The 14,995-nt window shown below is 61.2% G+C and carries 16 protein-coding genes; 9 read left to right on the top strand and 7 right to left on the bottom strand.

All coding sequences use genetic code 11. The features are described 5' to 3' along the window. Window position 1: 1 nt before the first annotated feature. A complete protein-coding gene (locus BW33_RS24545) occupies window positions 2-856 on the bottom strand; it encodes a MurR/RpiR family transcriptional regulator (protein ID WP_027611641.1) in 855 nt (284 codons plus the stop codon). Window positions 857-1,188: 332 nt separating this feature from the next. On the opposite strand from BW33_RS24545, the gene BW33_RS24540 reads away from it, so the two are divergent. Further along, on the top strand, window positions 1,189-1,758 hold the full coding sequence (locus BW33_RS24540; RefSeq protein ID WP_047601818.1) for a histidine phosphatase family protein: 570 nt from the start codon (window positions 1,189-1,191) through the stop codon (window positions 1,756-1,758). After that, window positions 1,758-2,513, top strand: coding sequence for a precorrin-6A synthase (deacetylating) (cobF, locus tag BW33_RS24535; protein ID WP_047601816.1), 756 nt, complete (start codon window positions 1,758-1,760; stop codon window positions 2,511-2,513). The genes BW33_RS24540 and cobF overlap by 1 nt, the downstream gene beginning before the upstream one ends. A gap of 146 nt (window positions 2,514-2,659) precedes the next feature. Here cobF and ftrA read toward each other — a convergent pair whose 3' ends face one another. Beyond that, window positions 2,660-3,634: a transcriptional regulator FtrA gene (ftrA, locus tag BW33_RS24530; protein WP_047601815.1), complete on the bottom strand. Its 975-nt coding sequence runs from the start codon at window positions 3,632-3,634 to the stop codon at window positions 2,660-2,662. Between the two features lie 100 nt (window positions 3,635-3,734). Between ftrA and BW33_RS24525 the strand changes: the two genes are divergently transcribed. From BW33_RS24525 to BW33_RS24510, 4 genes are all read left to right on the top strand, one after another. Next, window positions 3,735-4,163: a rhodanese-like domain-containing protein gene (locus BW33_RS24525; protein ID WP_047601813.1), complete on the top strand. Its 429-nt coding sequence runs from the start codon at window positions 3,735-3,737 to the stop codon at window positions 4,161-4,163. A 331-nt stretch (window positions 4,164-4,494) separates the two neighbouring features. Then, window positions 4,495-5,274 (top strand): ABC transporter substrate-binding protein, encoded by a 780-nt coding sequence (locus tag BW33_RS24520; RefSeq protein ID WP_003226194.1) that lies wholly within the window; start codon window positions 4,495-4,497, stop codon window positions 5,272-5,274. Between the two features lie 199 nt (window positions 5,275-5,473). Further along, a complete protein-coding gene (locus BW33_RS24515; RefSeq protein WP_047601812.1) occupies window positions 5,474-6,586 on the top strand; it encodes a M14 family metallopeptidase in 1,113 nt (370 codons plus the stop codon). A gap of 171 nt (window positions 6,587-6,757) precedes the next feature. Further along, the gene (locus BW33_RS24510) at window positions 6,758-7,474 is read left to right on the top strand and encodes an alpha/beta hydrolase (protein WP_047601811.1); all 717 of its coding nucleotides are present in this window, start codon (window positions 6,758-6,760) and stop codon (window positions 7,472-7,474) included. A 3-nt stretch (window positions 7,475-7,477) separates the two neighbouring features. On the opposite strand, the gene BW33_RS24505 is transcribed toward BW33_RS24510, so the two are convergent. Together BW33_RS24505 and BW33_RS24500 are read right to left on the bottom strand one after the other, a co-directional pair. Then, window positions 7,478-8,044: a hypothetical protein gene (locus BW33_RS24505; protein WP_047601809.1), complete on the bottom strand. Its 567-nt coding sequence runs from the start codon at window positions 8,042-8,044 to the stop codon at window positions 7,478-7,480. A 75-nt stretch (window positions 8,045-8,119) separates the two neighbouring features. Beyond that, window positions 8,120-8,914: a hypothetical protein gene (locus tag BW33_RS24500; protein WP_047601808.1), complete on the bottom strand. Its 795-nt coding sequence runs from the start codon at window positions 8,912-8,914 to the stop codon at window positions 8,120-8,122. Window positions 8,915-9,045: 131 nt separating this feature from the next. On the opposite strand from BW33_RS24500, the gene BW33_RS24495 reads away from it, so the two are divergent. Both BW33_RS24495 and BW33_RS24490 read left to right on the top strand, forming a co-directional pair. Continuing rightward, entirely contained in the window at window positions 9,046-9,582 is a 537-nt protein-coding gene (locus BW33_RS24495; protein WP_047601807.1) for a chalcone isomerase family protein, read from the top strand. A gap of 143 nt (window positions 9,583-9,725) precedes the next feature. Continuing rightward, on the top strand, window positions 9,726-11,045 hold the full coding sequence (locus BW33_RS24490) for an Nramp family divalent metal transporter (protein ID WP_047602029.1): 1,320 nt from the start codon (window positions 9,726-9,728) through the stop codon (window positions 11,043-11,045). A gap of 195 nt (window positions 11,046-11,240) precedes the next feature. On the opposite strand, the gene BW33_RS24485 is transcribed toward BW33_RS24490, so the two are convergent. From BW33_RS24485 to BW33_RS24475, 3 genes are read right to left on the bottom strand one after another with little or no spacing between them, the layout of a single operon-like run. Next, a complete protein-coding gene (locus BW33_RS24485; RefSeq protein WP_047601805.1) occupies window positions 11,241-12,422 on the bottom strand; it encodes an acetyl-CoA C-acetyltransferase in 1,182 nt (393 codons plus the stop codon). Between the two features lie 11 nt (window positions 12,423-12,433). Next, window positions 12,434-13,099: a CoA transferase subunit B gene (locus tag BW33_RS24480; protein ID WP_003226176.1), complete on the bottom strand. Its 666-nt coding sequence runs from the start codon at window positions 13,097-13,099 to the stop codon at window positions 12,434-12,436. A 24-nt stretch (window positions 13,100-13,123) separates the two neighbouring features. After that, a complete protein-coding gene (locus tag BW33_RS24475) occupies window positions 13,124-13,822 on the bottom strand; it encodes a CoA transferase subunit A (RefSeq protein WP_007919568.1) in 699 nt (232 codons plus the stop codon). Window positions 13,823-14,079: 257 nt separating this feature from the next. On the opposite strand from BW33_RS24475, the gene BW33_RS24470 reads away from it, so the two are divergent. Further along, window positions 14,080-14,955 (top strand): LysR family transcriptional regulator, encoded by an 876-nt coding sequence (locus BW33_RS24470; protein WP_047601804.1) that lies wholly within the window; start codon window positions 14,080-14,082, stop codon window positions 14,953-14,955. Window positions 14,956-14,995 lie beyond the last annotated feature (40 nt).

Raw genomic sequence — 14,995 nt, 5'->3', positions numbered from 1 at the left:
CTTATTTATCCTCCAGCAGATGGGTGTTGAAGTCGTTGCGCAGGGCGTCGATGCCTTCCAGGCGATCGGCCAGATCGGGGCTGCGCAGGGTCAGGCAGGCAATGAGCGCCTCGACCTGGGCCAGCGCCGGCACCATGGTGTCGAACGGCGAGGCCGATTCCACCGGAGCACTGATGATCAGGTCAGCCAGTTCGCGCAGCGGCGAGGCATAGATGTCGGTGAACAACACCACCCGCGCGTTGTTGTTCTTCGCTGCCGAGGCAACCCGCAGGGCCTGGGACTGGTAGCGCCGATAGTCAAACAGCAGCACTACGTCCTGACGTTGCAGATCGAACAGGCGATCGGGCAGTTGCGCATTGTCTTCCAGGGCAAAGCAGCCGGGTCGCAGCAGGCGCAAGTGATTGAGCAGGTAGTTGGCCATCAGGCTACTGAAGCGCCCGCCGAAGCAGTAGATCTGGTGCCGGGTATCGAGCAGCCAGTCGAGCAGAATGCGCACGTCTTCAGGTTGCGTCAGGACCTGGGTTTCCACCAGCAGGCGTTGGCTGTCAGCCAGATAATGGCCCCAGGCATCATCCTTGTTCAGGTGCGAACGGGGCTGCAACAGGGTGCGCGGCGAACGCAGGCGGTGATCCATGTCGCTGAGCAGGGCGTCCTGAAACTCGGCATAACCGCCGAATCCGAGCTTCTTCACCAGCCGCACGATGGTCGGATCGCTGACGCCAGCGTGTTCGGCCAGACGCGCCATCGGACCCAGGCCGTTGCGCGGATACTGGTCGAGCAGGGCGCGAATCACTTTGCGCTCAGAAGGCGTCAGCTCCAGGCCGGGATCGGTGATCAAGTCTCTGAGAGGCGGCATCCGGGCTCCTGCTGGATGAAGGGGGTGTTGAATTCGTTTCATAATCCGTTAAAACAGTATTTATGTAACTCAGGTTACATGTCTAGTGAATTTTTAGCGGTAGCGATTCAGCGTTTAAGTAACGTTAGAGCCCTGTGTAACAAGGCCTACACAGATGTCGCCGGTCCTTGTAGTCCATTGCCCATCGGTGTGTCAGACATTGCCGTTTTTTCGCCTTCAGTATGTCAGGCCAGAAAATCCCGGGATCCCCTGCAGCGCCCGGTTTACGGCACAATTGCCGCAAGACCGGCCGTTTGCCGCCGATTTACCGGATCTCCATCGAGTGCAATACAGTGCAATCCACCCGTTTGACTTTGATTTGCCACGCTCGAACCGTCGCACAGAAATTGTCGTGTTTTCCTACGAACGAGCCTGTTGAAAATCCGCCATTGGCGCCCGGTGCGTTGGCCACACAATTCGCCAGCGCCAACCGTGTGTTGTGCGGGCCGGAATTGCGCACCCGCCAGACTGCCGAGTGGTTCGGTGCGGCGCCGCAAGTGGACGAAGCGCTGCGCGATTGCGATTTGGGGCGCTGGCACGGGCAAGCGATCAAGGATCTGCAACTGCGCGAGGCCGACGCTTTGCAGGCGTGGATCAGTGATCCGCAGGCGGCACCTCATGGTGGCGAGTCGGTGATGCAATTGGGCGAGCGTGTGGCGGCGTGGCTGGCCAGCCTGCAAGGTGCGCCGGGGCATATCGTCGCCATCACCCATCCGTTCGTGGTGCGAGCAGCATTGCTGCAGGTAGTGCAGGGCGCAGCGTTCAACGCGATTGATGTTGAGCCGCTGTCAGTCGTTGAACTGCGGTTCAACGGTATCTGGCGGCTACGCTTGTCGGGTATCGATCTTGCGGGAGCACTGTGATGAAACAACTGCTGGTCATCGGCATCGGCGCCGGAAATCCCGACTACATCACGCTGCAGGCGGTAAAGGCGCTGAATCAGGTCGACGTGTTCTTTCTGATGGATAAAGGCCAGAGCAAGGACAAACTGATCGATCTGCGGCGCGACATCTGTGCGCGCTACATCACCGATCCTGCGTATCGCTTCGCCGAAGCCTACAGCCCGGAGCGCGAGCGCGGCGAAGTGGACTACACCCGCGCGGTCGATGATCTGAACCGCGCCAAGCAAGAAACCTTCGAGCGGCTGATCAATGAAGAATTGGCTGACAACGAATGTGGCGGTTTCCTCGTGTGGGGCGACCCGGCGCTGTACGACAGCACTATTCGTATTCTGCAGGCAATTCTGGCGTCAGGCCGCTGTGCTTTCGAGTTTGAAGTGATCCCCGGGATCACCAGCGTTCAGGCACTGGCCGCGCAGCATAAGGTGCCGCTGAACAGCATTGGCCGGTCAATTGAAATCACCACTGGCCGGCGTCTCGCGGCGGGGCAGGTGAGTGACACGGACAGCCTGGTGGTGATGCTCGACGCTGAAGATTCCTATCGCCATGTGGCGGATCAGCAGACAGAGATTTACTGGGGCGCCTACCTGGGCACGCCGGATGAGATCCTGATCAGTGGCAAGCTCAAGGATGTCGCGGCTGAGATCGAGCGCACGCGCAAAGCGGCGCGGGCCGAGCATGGGTGGATCATGGATACCTATCTGTTGCGCAAGCCCTAGATTGTGTCTGTCAGGGCTGGCCTCTTCGCGAGCAGGCTCGCTCCCACAGGGAACGCATTTCAAATGTGGGAGCGGCCCCTTCGCGAGCAGGGAACGCATTTCAAGTGTGGGAGCGAGCCTGCTCGCGAAGGAGTGTCACAGCCAACTCAGGAAATCGCTTTGACTCCACGCCCAAACCGCTCCCGATACACCGACGGCGGTACCCCGACCACGCTGCGAAACGCCACACGAAAACTTTCCACCGAGCGATAACCGCAGCGCTGGGCGATCTGCTCGGTGTTGTGCACGCTGCTCTCCAGCAACTCCCGCGCCCGTGCCAGTCGCTCGTGTTGCAGCCACGCCTTGGGCGATTGCCCGCTGGCCTCGGTGAAACGTCGCAGAAAGGTGCGCTCGCTCATCGCCGCTTCGCTGGCCAGATCGCGCACTTCCAGCGGTTGGTGCAGGCGCTCGCGGGCCCACTGCATCACCCGCGACAAGTCGTTGCGGGGTGTCGCGCTGACCGGTGTGGGGATGAACTGCGCCTGACCGCCAGTGCGTTGCGGCGACATCACCAGGCGCCGGGCCACTGAATTGGCGATCTGGGTGCCAAAGTCCCGCGCCAGCAGATGCAGGCAGGCATCGATCCCGGCGGCACTGCCCGCCGAGGTGATCAACTGGCCGGAGTCGACGTAAAGCACATCCGGATCCACCGCAATCGCCGGGAAGCGCCGCGCCAGTTCATCGGTGTAGCGCCAGTGGGTGGTTGCGCCGTGACCGTCGAGCAAGCCACTGGCGGCCAGCACAAATACCCCGGAGCAGATCGACAGCAGCCGCGCACCCTGGGCGTGGGCCTGTCGCAAGGCGTCGATCAGTGCCGGCGGCACCGGGGCAGCGCGATCACGCCAGCCGGGAATGATGATGGTGCGCGCCTGCGCCAGCAGCTCCAGGCCGCCGTCGGCCAGTACGTGAATCCCGCCCATGGCGCGCATCGGCCCTTGATCGACGGCGACGATGCGGTGCTCGTACCACGGGAAATCGAACTCCGGTCGGGGCAGGCCGAAAATCTCCACGGCAATGCCGAACTCGAAGGTACAGAGGCCATCGTAGGCCAGAATCGCAACCAATCCAGGTGAGTCAGGCATTTGGCGGAAAATTCCCGGTGAGTGTCTTGCGCGCCACTGTAGCGCCAAGTGCCGGCCCGTTAAAGTCTGCTCACCCCAACTGACGTAGGAGCTACACAGCATGACCAGCCTGGTTCGCGACATTCCTGCCGCACCGTCGGCCATTGCCCTGATGCATTTCAGCAACCGTCTGACTTTTGAAACCGATTGTTCTGACGTGTACAGCAGCCAGGAGGCCGGTGAAGTTGATTTTGTTCTGGTCGATGTGCGCGGTTCTTTGGCGTTCAAGCGCGGTCACGTACCGGGCGCGATCAACATTCCGACCCGCTTGCTCAGCGCCGATGGCCTGGCGGATTACTCGAAGGGCACGCTGTTCGTGGTCTATTGCGCCGGCCCACACTGCAACGGCGCCAACAAGGCTGCGGTGAAACTGGCGGCGTTGGGCTACCCGGTCAAGGAGATGATCGGCGGTGTGACCGGCTGGCTGGATGAGGGTTTTTCGCTGAGCGTCGAACAGCCTGCCAAAACCCCCATCGCCTGCGAATGCTGAAAGTTTTTGTAGGAGCTGCCGCAGGCTCGGGCCGCGTTCGGACGATCTTTTGACTTTTAAAGAGCAAAAGATCGCAGCCTGCGGCAGCTCCTACACGGGTGATTTTGGTCATTTTCGAGGATTTGTCCTACAGCCTTTGCACCATGTCGGCGCACCGTTGATTCCGGTCAATGCGTGCGCCGATTTTCTGTAAGTATTTGTCGCCTAAACACAATTTGCCCTGTGCGCGCCGCCATAGACTGCCGTCCACTTCGGTTTTTGCTGCTCAATGGCCATGACCGAACGCCAATCGAAAGCTGCCAATAAAAGCCTCCGCACACAGGAGTAATAAATGAAGAAGCTAGTGATGTTCGGTGCCCTGGCACTGTCGATGTTGTCCCTGACCGCTGTGGCCGAAGACGCCAAACCGATTCGTCTGGGGATCGAAGCCGCTTACCCGCCATTCTCGATGAAAACCGCTGATGGCAAACTCACCGGGTTCGACGTCGATATCGGCGATGCCCTGTGCAAACAGATGGACGTCAAATGCGTGTGGGTCGAGCAGGAATTCGACGGCCTGATCCCGGCACTCAAAGTGAAGAAGATCGACGCGATCCTGTCCTCGATGACCATCACCGACGACCGCAAGAAAAACGTCGATTTCACCATCAAGTACTACCACACCCCGGCGCGCTTCGTGATGAAGGAAGGCTCCGGTGTCAAAGACCCGCTGACCGAGCTCAAGGGCAAGAAAGTCGGCGTGCTGCGCGCCAGTACCCACGACCGCTACGCCACCGACATGGCCAAGGACGCCGGGTTTGAAGTAGTGCGCTACGGCTCGCAGCAGGAAGCCAACCTCGACATGAAGTCCGGTCGTCTCGACGCGATGCTCGCCGACTCGGTCAACCTCAGCGACGGTTTCCTGAAGACCGATGCCGGCAAAGGCTTCGAATTCGTCGGCCCGACCTATGAAGACGCCAAGTACTTCGGCGGCGGTGCCGGGATTGCCGTGCGCAAAGGCGATACCGAGCTGGCCGAGAAATTCAACAAGGCCATCACCGAAATCCGCGCCAATGGCGAGTACAAGAAAGTCCAGGACAAGTACTTCGACTTTGATGTGTATGGTCATTAATACGCTGTAGAAAAAAGTGGCCCCGTGCAGACGGTGGCCACTTTTTTTGTGCTCTGACTCATAGGAGAGCCCTGCAGGAGTGAGCCTGCTCGCGATAGCGGTTTAACATTCAGCCGCTTTAGTGCCTGATACACCGCTATCGCGAGCAGGCTCACCCCTACAGGGGATCTGCGTGATCCAGCCATTCAGGAGTTTTCTCATGCAACGCATCGACCATGTCCTGCCCTGGAGCCACTTGGGCAGCGAACGTTCCCTCAGCGTGTTTCGTTACGGCACCGGCAGCCGCAAAGTCTATATCCAGGCCAGTCTGCACGCCGATGAACTGCCGGGCATGCGCACCGCGTGGGAACTCAAGCAACGTCTCAACGCGCTGGAACAGCAGGGCCGTCTGCAAGGCGTGATCGAGCTGGTGCCGGTGGCCAACCCGATTGGCCTCGACCAACATCTGCAAGGCAGTCACATGGGCCGCTTCGAGCTGGGCAGCGGCAAGAATTTCAACCGCTCGTTTGTTGAACTCAGTGCGCCGGTGGCGGCGCGCATCGGCTCGCAACTGGGCAGCGACGCCGAGGCCAACATCGCCTTGATCCGCCAGACCATGGGCGAGGCGCTCGATGAGTTGCCAGCCCCGGCCTCGCAACTGGAAGCACTGCACCGCTTGCTGCTGCGCCATGCCTGCGACGCCGACATCACCCTCGACCTGCATTGCGATTTCGACGCGGCGATTCACCTCTACGCACTGCCGCAACACTGGCCGCGCTGGCAATCGCTGGCGGCGCGACTGAAGGCTGGCGTTGCGCTGTTGTGCGAGGACTCCGGTGGCAGTTCGTTCGATGAATCGTGCTCATCGCCGTGGCTGCGTCTGGCGCGAGCGTTTCCAAACGCGGCGATCCCCCCGGCCAACCTCGCCACCACCCTGGAACTGGGCAGCATGGGCGACACCCGGGTCGATCAGGCGCAGGCCAATTGCGAAGCGATTCTCGGCTTTCTCGCCGAACAGGGTTTCATCAGCGGCGAATGGCCGGCGGCACCGCAGGAATGCTGCGAAGGCATGCCGTTCGAAGGCACCGAATATCTGTTCGCGCCGCACCATGGCGTGGTCAGTTTCCTGCGCAATGCCGGGGAGTGGGTCGAGCAGGGCGATGCGCTGTTCGAGGTGGTGGATCCGTTGAATGACCGGCTGACTACCGTGCACACCGGCACCAGCGGCGTGCTGTTTGCGATTGATCGTGGGCGTTACACCCAGCCGGGGATCTGGCAGGCCAAGGTGGCGGGGCATGAGCCGATTCGGGTGGGCAAGCTGATCAACGACTGACAGATTTCCTTTGAGTCTTCCGGCCTCATCGCGAGCAGGCTCACTCCTGCATTTGGAATGCGGTGCCCCTGTAGGAGTGAGCCTGCTCGCGATAGCGGTCTCGCCAGCACCACAATCTTCAGACAGTGTTAGGCTCATCGACGAACCCGACACTCTGTGAAGGAAGGCTTTATGTTGAAGGCGTTTGCCCTGTTAATCCTCCTGGCGTCCAGCGCCGTCCACGCGCAAACCACGCTGCAAAGCGACTTGCCACTGAAATACATCGAACAGGTTCACCCGGACGCGAACACCCGGCCACTGGTGATCTTTCTGCACGGCTATGGCAGTAACGAAGCCGATCTGATCGGTATGAAATTTCAGCTGCCGGCGCAGTACAACTACCTCTCGGTGCAGGCGCCGCTGGCGTTGGGCGAAGGGCGTTTCCAGTGGTTTCGCAAGAAAGGCGAAGGGGCCTACAACGGTGAGACCGATGATCTGCACGCCAGCGGCCGGAAGTTGCGGGAGTTTGTCGCGCAGGCAGCGAAGAAATATCACGCCAGCCCGGACAAGGTGTACCTGATCGGCTTCAGCCAGGGCGCGATGATGACCTATGAAGTGGGCCTGCGTCCGCCGGTGGCGGTCGGTGGGATCGCGGCGTTGAGCGGACGCCTGCTGCCGGTGTTGAAGGCCGAACTCAAGGCCGGGCAGCAACCGTTGCCGCTGAAGATCTTCATTGGCCACGGTACCGCCGATGATCGGGTGCCGTACCGCGACGGCACCGAAGCCAATGCGCTGCTGCAGAAACTCGCCTACAGCCCCGAGTTTCACGCCTATCCCGGCGTCGGCCACAGCATCAGTGCGGCCGAACTGCGGGACTTGAACGCTTGGCTGCAGCAACTCAATCCGTAAGGATCACTTGTCCTTGAGGATGGTTTTCACCAGCGCATCGTGACCGCTCTTGTCGCTGGCCCGGGAAATCACCTGGACCAGCGCCATGCGCTTGCCGGACGCGGCGAGCAGGGTGGTATTGAGGGTCTGGCCGCCGCCCTGGGTGGCGGTGCTGTCGACCTGACGCACACCGAGGCCGCTGCTTTTCTGGGTCAGGCTTTTTTCGCTGAGCTTGTTGAAGTCCGGCAGGGCCTTGCGCTGGTCATCGATGAAACTCGCCAGGCTGCCATCGAGAAATTCGTTGTCGTTGTCCTTGACGCTGGTGCCTCCAGCGATCTGGTTTTCCGCGGCGATGACCACGGTCCTGGTCGCCTGATTGGTGTACATCGTGCCCTTGGCACCGGTTGGTCCGGCCGGCAGCGGGTCGGCGGTGAACCCCTTGGGCAGGACGAAGGTGAACTTGCCGTCGAGCATCGACACGTTGTTGGTCGAGGCCTTTTCCTTGGGCTTGGCTGCCTGGGCGTTGAGGGCGCCGAGACCGGCGACCGCCGCCAGCAACAGGACGACGGCTTTCTTGCTGAGCAATGACATGTGAATCTCCGAGGGATGGTCGCGCCAGGGCGGCGATGATCCCACGGAGCATGCCTGGCATTCCAGCGCGGTATGTCAGGTGTTTGCGTCAGCCTTGGGAAGGTCGGCCTTTGCCGGGACCGGTCGGGCCAGCAATTTACGGGTGACCCCGAGCATGGCCACCGACACCGCGACACCAGCGATGAATCCGCTGAGGCCCAGGGTTGGCAGGGTCAGCGCCGACACCAGGCAAAACGCCGAAAACGAGTACATGCCAGTTGCCGTCGCCCGCAGCAATGCCGCGGTAAACGCCGGGCCGAGGGTCTGCTGGGAAAATACTGCCATCACACCGCCGAGCACCGGGAACACCGCGAGCAAGCCACTCCAGCGCTCGCCCACGGTACTCGCGAGCATCGTCACCAACAGCGTCAGCGCTGCTCCGGCAACCATCCGCCAGAGCAGTTTTTCCGACTTCGGTGCCGTGCCGTTCAGCACCGGTTGCACGTCGGGGAACAGGTACGGCGCGGCGAGCAGGGCAGCGGCGGCCGCCGCGACCGAGAAGGTCAGTGACGACGGAACCAGCGACAACACCAGCGCCAGCATCGCCCACACCGTCAGGGAGATCGTCAGCGCCAGCGGCCAGTTCGCTCGCTGCGCCACCTGCGCGTAGGTAATGCAGAAGGCGATCATGGCGACCATCGCCGACAGCGCTGCAACCGCCGATTGCGCAGCAAACTGCGGCCCCTGTTCGATGGCGAGGAAAAACAGAATCGGCCCGACCACCACTGGCAGCCCCGACAGCCAACCGGCCACGCTCGGCCCCCAGCGCTTGCCGGCGAGGGAAATCAGCAGCAGAAAACCGGGAATCAGCAGCAGTTTGAGGATCAGCACGCGGAAGGCCTCCGGGGATGGAATGGCCAAGGTAACCGATTGTTGCCTTGATCGACAATTTTTGTATACAAAGTGTGCGAGTGATATCCGCTATGCTCTGAAGATCAGGGTTTACCGGAGTTGCTGCCGCGATGAGCAAACCATCGAAATTGCTGCGTGGGTGCTGTGGCATCGGCTTGTGGGCGCTGTTGCTGACGCCGACCTGGGCCAATTGGCAGGACGCCGTGCCCGGCGCGCGAATCATCGGCACCGGCGATTTCAGTGTGTTCGGCTTCGACGTCTACAACGCCCGGTTGTGGAGCGCGGCACGTCCGTTGTCCACCGAACAGCCCTTTGCCCTGGAGCTGATCTATCGGCGCAAGATCTCCCGCGATGATCTGGTGCAGGCCAGTGTCGATGAAATCAAACGGCTGGCAGGCTCGGGCGTCAGTCCCGCGCAACTGGCCAGGTGGCAAGAACAAATGCAGCAATCGTTCGTCGATGTGCAGGCCGGCACGCGGATTACGGGCGTGTATCTGCCGGGGCAGGGGGCGCGGTTTTTTGTCGGTCAGCAGTTGCAGCATGAAATTGATGATCCGCAGTTTGCCCGGGCGTTTTTCGATATCTGGCTGGATCCGCGTACCCGTAACCCCGAACTGCGTCAGCAGTTACTGGGTGTGAGTCGTTAAGCTCAAAAGATCGCAGCCTGCGGCAGCTCCTACACGCTACGCATTCCAATGCAGGAGCTGCCGAAGGCTGCGATCTTTTGCTCTTCAAGCCTGAAGCTGAAACGTCTAAGCTGCGTCTTTCCGACTTGTTTCTGGATGTGTGCGTGAAATTCAGCTTACCCAAAATCGCCACCGCGCCGTTCTGCCCGCCGGAAGTGGCCGGCAGTGTCGCGGTGGATCCGAACGCTTCGTTCTTCAAACGCGTGCTGCGTTTTGCCGGTCCAGGCTTGCTGGTGTCGATCGGCTACATGGACCCGGGCAACTGGGCGACCGCGATCGAGGCCGGTTCGCGTTTTGGTTACAGCCTGCTGTTTGTGGTGTTGCTCGCAAGTCTGGCGGGGATGGTCGTGCAATGCCTGTGCTCGCGGCTGGGCATCGCTACCGGCCGCGATCTGGCGCAATTGTCCCGCGAGCGCTACAGCACCCCAACCGCGCGCCTGCAATGGGTGCTGGCGGAAATCTCGATCATCGCCACCGATCTGGCTGAAGTACTTGGTTGCGCGCTGGCGTTTCATTTGTTGCTTGGGTGTTCGCTGACCTTCGGCATTGCCCTGACCGCCTTCGACACGCTGCTGGTGCTGGCGCTGCAGAACCGTGGCTTCCGTCGGCTGGAGGCGATCATGCTGGTGCTGGTGGCGACCATCGGCGTGTGTTTCTTCGTCGAACTGGTGCTGATCAAACCGTACTGGCCAGACGTGTTCGCCGGGTTCAAACCGTCGCTCTCGGCGATCAGCGATGCCGCGCCGTTGTACCTGGCAATCGGCATCCTCGGCGCCACGGTAATGCCGCATAACCTCTACCTGCACACTTCGATCGTACAGACGCGGATGATCGGCAAGGATCTGGCCAGCAAGCAGGACGCGGTGAACCTGGCGCGCATCGACACCATCGGTTCGCTGGCCCTGGCGCTGCTGGTCAACGCGGCGATTCTGATTCTGGCGGCGGCTGCGTTTCACCAGTCCGGGCATACCGACGTGGTCGATATTCAGGACGCCTACCACCTGCTCGACCCGCTGGTCGGCGGCGCGCTGGCCAGTGTGCTGTTCGGCGTGGCGTTGCTGGCCTCGGGGCAGAGTTCGACGTTCACCGGGACCATCGCCGGGCAGGTGATCATGGAGGGGTATCTGAACCTGCGGATTCCCTGCTGGCAGCGGCGTTTGATCACCCGTGGGCTGGCGCTGATCCCGGCGTTCATCGGCGTATGGCTGATGGGCGATAACGCGGTGGGCAAGTTGCTGGTGTTGAGTCAGGTGGTGTTGAGTCTGCAACTGCCATTTGCGCTGTACCCGCTGATCCGCATGACCAGCGACAAGCAATTGATGGGGCCGTTTGTGAACCGGCTGCCGACCCGGGTGCTGGCGTGGGGCTTGTTTGCGGTGATCAGCGGGGCGAACGCGTGGTTGATTCTGCAGATGGTGGTGTGACTTTCAAAGCACCCTGTGGCGAGGGGATTTATCCCCGATCCAGTGCGAAGCGCTGGTAAAGATGTGTGTCGAGGCGAAAAATTCTGGGGCTGCTGCGCATCCCATCCGGGATAAATCCCCTCACCACAAAAGCGGTGAAACCAGGCAGCGAGCGGATGTCGTGGATCCGTCCGCCGCCTGTATTGCTCCTTTGGGTTAACCGCGTTCCAGCGCCAGCGCCACACCCTGACCGCCGCCGATGCACAGGGTTGCCAGGCCTTTCTTCGCATCACGCTTGATCATTTCGTGCAGCAGCGTCACCAGCACGCGGCAGCCCGACGCACCGATCGGGTGACCGAGGGCGATGGCGCCGCCGTTGACGTTGACCTTGTCCAGATCCCATTGCAGATCCTTGGCCACTGCCAGCGATTGCGCGGCGAAAGCTTCGTTGGCTTCGATCAGGTCAAGTTGGCCGATGTTCCAGCCAGCCTTGTCCAGGCAGCGGCGAGTGGCCGAGACCGGGCCGATGCCCATGATCGCCGGGTCAACACCGGCGTTGGCGTACGCGGCGATTTTTGCCAGCACGGGCAGGCCCAGGGCCTTGGCTTTCTCCGCGCTCATCAGGATGACTGCGGCGGCGCCGTCGTTCAGCGACGAAGCATTACCGGCGGTGACGCTGCCGTCCTTCTTGAACGCCGGACGCAGTTTCGCCAGCGATTCGGCGGTGGTATCGCCGCGCGGTTGCTCATCAACCTTGAACGCGACCGGGTCACCTTTGCGCTGCGGGATCAGGATCGGGGTGATCTCATCGACAAAGCGTCCGGCTTCAATGGCCGCAGCGGCTTTGCGCTGCGAGGCGGCGGCGAAGGCGTCCTGCTGCTCGCGGCTGATCTCATATTTATCGACCAGATTCTCGGCAGTGATGCCCATGTGGTAATCGTTGAACGCATCCCACAGGCCATCGCTGATCATGGTGTCGACGATTTGCGCGTGACCCATGCGCAGACCGGTGCGTGCGCCCGGCATCACGTAGTTGGACAGGCTCATGTTCTCCTGACCGCCGGCGATGATCACCTCGGCATCGCCGCAACGGATCGCCTGCGCGCCCAGGTGCAGGGCTTTCAGGCCCGAGCCGCAGACCTTGTTCAGGGTCATGGCCGGCACGGCATGTGGCAGGCCGGCCTTGATCGCCGCCTGACGCGCCGGGTTCTGTCCGGCGCCGGCCGTCAGCACCTGGCCCATGATCACTTCATCGACCTGCGCACCGTCCAGACCGGTCTGTTCCAGCAACTGGCGGATCACCGCAGCGCCCAGATCCACCGCGGACACGCTGGCCAGCGAACCCTGGAAACTGCCGATCGCGGTGCGGGTGGCGGCAACAATTACGACGTCTTGCATTTTCGAATTCCTCACTGGGCAGCGAACTGCATTTCCGGTACGTGATCCGGGACGATCAGTTTACCAGCGGTTTTGGCGACGATTTCCTCGACGCTGACGCCAGGTGCGCGTTCCTTGAGGACAAAAGCGCCATTTTCGATTTCCAGGTAGGCGAGGTCGGTCAGCACGCGCTTGATGCACCCGGCGCCGGTCAGCGGCAGGCTGCACTTGGCCAACAGTTTGGACTCACCGTCCTTGGAGGCGTGGGTCATGATCACGATGATATTGTCGGCACCGGCCACCAGATCCATCGCGCCGCCCATGCCCTTGACCAGTTTGCCGGGAATCATCCACGAGGCGATGTTGCCTTCGACGTCCACTTCGAACGCGCCGAGTACGGTCAGGTCGACATGCCCGCCGCGGATCATCGCGAAGGATTCGGCGGAGTTGAAGATCGACGCGCCGATGCGCGCGGTGACGGTCTGTTTGCCGGCGTTGATCATGTCGGCATCGATGGTGTCTTCAGTCGGAAACGGGCCCATGCCGAGCAGGCCGTTTTCCGATTGCAGCATGACTTCCATGCCTTCGGGAATGTAGTTGGCGACCAGGGTCGGAATGCCGATGCCGAGGTTCACGTAGTAGCCGTCCTGCATTTCGCGAGCGACGCGCTGAGCCATTTGTTCGCGGGTAAGTGCCATGTTTTTATTCTCCGTCAGCCTGAATTATTTGCGGATGGTGCGCTGTTCGATGCGCTTTTCGAACGTGCCGCAAATGACCCGGTCGACGTAGATGCCGGGGGTGTGGATCTGCGACGGATCCAGCTCGCCGGGCTCGACGATTTCTTCGACTTCGACCACGGTGATCTTGCCGGCGGTGGCCGCCAGCGGGTTGAAGTTCTGCGCGGTGTGACGGTAGACGACGTTGCCGAAATGGTCGGCTTTCCAGCCTTTGACGATGGCGAAGTCGCCGGTGATGGACTCTTCCATCAGGTACTTGCGCCCTTTGAATTCGCGCACTTCCTTGCCTTCGGCGACCGGGGTGCCGACGCCGGTGGCGGTGAAGAAGGCCGGGATGCCGGCGCCGCCTGCGCGCATTTTTTCGGCGAGGGTGCCTTGCGGGGTCAGGATGACTTCGATGTCGCCCTTGAGCAGTTGCTCTTCGAACAGTTTGTTTTCGCCGACGTAGGAGGCAATCACCTTGCTGATCTGGCGGTCGGTCAGCAGGACACCGAGGCCGAAACCGTCGACGCCGCAGTTGTTGGAAACCACGGTGAGGTCGCGGGTGCCCTTGCGCTTGATCTCGGCGATCAGGTTTTCCGGGATGCCACACAGGCCGAAGCCGCCGGCGATCACGGTCATGCCGTCTTCAAGACCCGCCAGAGCTTCCTCGTAGGAACTCACGCGCTTGTCGAAACCTGCCATATGCACCTCTTTTATTGTTTGTCGGGCGGCTGGCTAGCCGAATGACTGGAGTGTCTCGCTGAAGGATATATTTGTTAAGTTGATTTTTAAGGTTGATTGATAGATAAAACTCAATAGTTGTGATTGTTACCCTGTAGGAGCTGCCGCAGGCTGCGATCTTTTGATGTTGTTTTTAAAGATCAAGATCAAGATCAAAAGATCGCAGCCTTCGGCAGCTCCTACAGTGGGTACGACGTTGAAACAGTAAGGTATCCAGTATGACCATCAAACAGATCCGCGCCTTCCTCGCCGTGGCCCAGAGCCTGAGCTTCGCCGTGGCCTGCGAGCGCCTGCACCTGTCGCAATCGGCGCTGAGCCTGACCATCAAGGCGCTGGAAGAGGGCCTGGGCGGGCGGCTGTTCAGCCGCAACACGCGCAATGTGGCGCTCACCGCCGAGGGCGAATCGCTGCTGCCACTGGCTCGGCGCCTGATCGCCGACTGGGACAACGCCGAAGACGAAATGCGTCAGCGCTTCAGCCTGCAACGCGGGCGGGTGACGCTGGCGGCCATGCCGTCGTTTGCCGGCAACCTGCTGCCGCCGATCCTCAAGACCTTTCGCGCGCGTTATCCGAACGTCAACGTGACGGTCAACGACGTGATCAACGAGCAAGTGCTGGAAATGGTTCGCGACCGCCAAGTGGAACTGGGTGTGGCGTTCGAACCGATGCAGAACACCTCACTGACGTTCACCCCGCTGTACATCGATCGCTTCGTCGCGGTGGTGCCGCAGGATTCCACGTTGGCCGGGCGCACGCAGATCGACTGGCAGACCTTGCTGCAGGAACCGTTCATCACCCTGCAACGGCCGTCGACGGTGCGGGTGATGCTCGAAGAACACTTGCAGGCCCGGGGCATGAAACTGCCGGTGGAATTCGAAAGTCATCAACTGGCAACCGTTGGGCGCATGGTCGCCAGCGGGCTCGGGGTCAGCGCGGTGCCGGCGTTGTGTGCCGAGCAGATGCAGGAGCTGGGCGCGCATTGCCTGACCTTGAATGATTCGGTGGAGCGGGCGATTGGCGTGCTGACCGAGCCGGGTAATGAGCTGTCGGCGGCGGCGCAGGCATTGTTCGACATCCTCAAGGCCGAACATTGAACTTGAAACCCCACCCCCATTGTAGGAGCTGCCGCAGGCT

Origin of the sequence: Pseudomonas sp. RIT288 (assembly GCF_000631985.1) — a bacterium.
Lineage (GTDB): Bacteria > Pseudomonadota > Gammaproteobacteria > Pseudomonadales > Pseudomonadaceae > Aquipseudomonas.
Note: the sequence above shows the minus strand (reverse complement) of the source record. Positions and strands in the feature narration are given on the sequence as shown.

Excerpts from the sequence above, each read along its gene's own strand:
- BW33_RS24520 (WP_003226194.1), top strand. The coding sequence starts at position 4,495 with ATGAAGAAGCTAGTGATGTTCGGTGCCCTGGCACTGTCGATGTTGTCC.
- BW33_RS24495 (WP_047601807.1), top strand. The coding sequence starts at position 9,046 with ATGAGCAAACCATCGAAATTGCTGCGTGGGTGCTGTGGCATCGGCTTG.
- BW33_RS24515 (WP_047601812.1), top strand. The coding sequence starts at position 5,474 with ATGCAACGCATCGACCATGTCCTGCCCTGGAGCCACTTGGGCAGCGAA.
- ftrA (WP_047601815.1), bottom strand. The coding sequence starts at position 3,634 with ATGCCTGACTCACCTGGATTGGTTGCGATTCTGGCCTACGATGGCCTC.
- BW33_RS24545 (WP_027611641.1), bottom strand. The coding sequence starts at position 856 with ATGCCGCCTCTCAGAGACTTGATCACCGATCCCGGCCTGGAGCTGACG.
- BW33_RS24510 (WP_047601811.1), top strand. The coding sequence starts at position 6,758 with ATGTTGAAGGCGTTTGCCCTGTTAATCCTCCTGGCGTCCAGCGCCGTC.
- cobF (WP_047601816.1), top strand. The coding sequence starts at position 1,758 with ATGAAACAACTGCTGGTCATCGGCATCGGCGCCGGAAATCCCGACTAC.
- BW33_RS24470 (WP_047601804.1), top strand. The coding sequence starts at position 14,080 with ATGACCATCAAACAGATCCGCGCCTTCCTCGCCGTGGCCCAGAGCCTG.
- BW33_RS24475 (WP_007919568.1), bottom strand. The coding sequence starts at position 13,822 with ATGGCAGGTTTCGACAAGCGCGTGAGTTCCTACGAGGAAGCTCTGGCG.
- BW33_RS24480 (WP_003226176.1), bottom strand. The coding sequence starts at position 13,099 with ATGGCACTTACCCGCGAACAAATGGCTCAGCGCGTCGCTCGCGAAATG.
- BW33_RS24525 (WP_047601813.1), top strand. The coding sequence starts at position 3,735 with ATGACCAGCCTGGTTCGCGACATTCCTGCCGCACCGTCGGCCATTGCC.
- BW33_RS24485 (WP_047601805.1), bottom strand. The coding sequence starts at position 12,422 with ATGCAAGACGTCGTAATTGTTGCCGCCACCCGCACCGCGATCGGCAGT.
- BW33_RS24505 (WP_047601809.1), bottom strand. The coding sequence starts at position 8,044 with ATGTCATTGCTCAGCAAGAAAGCCGTCGTCCTGTTGCTGGCGGCGGTC.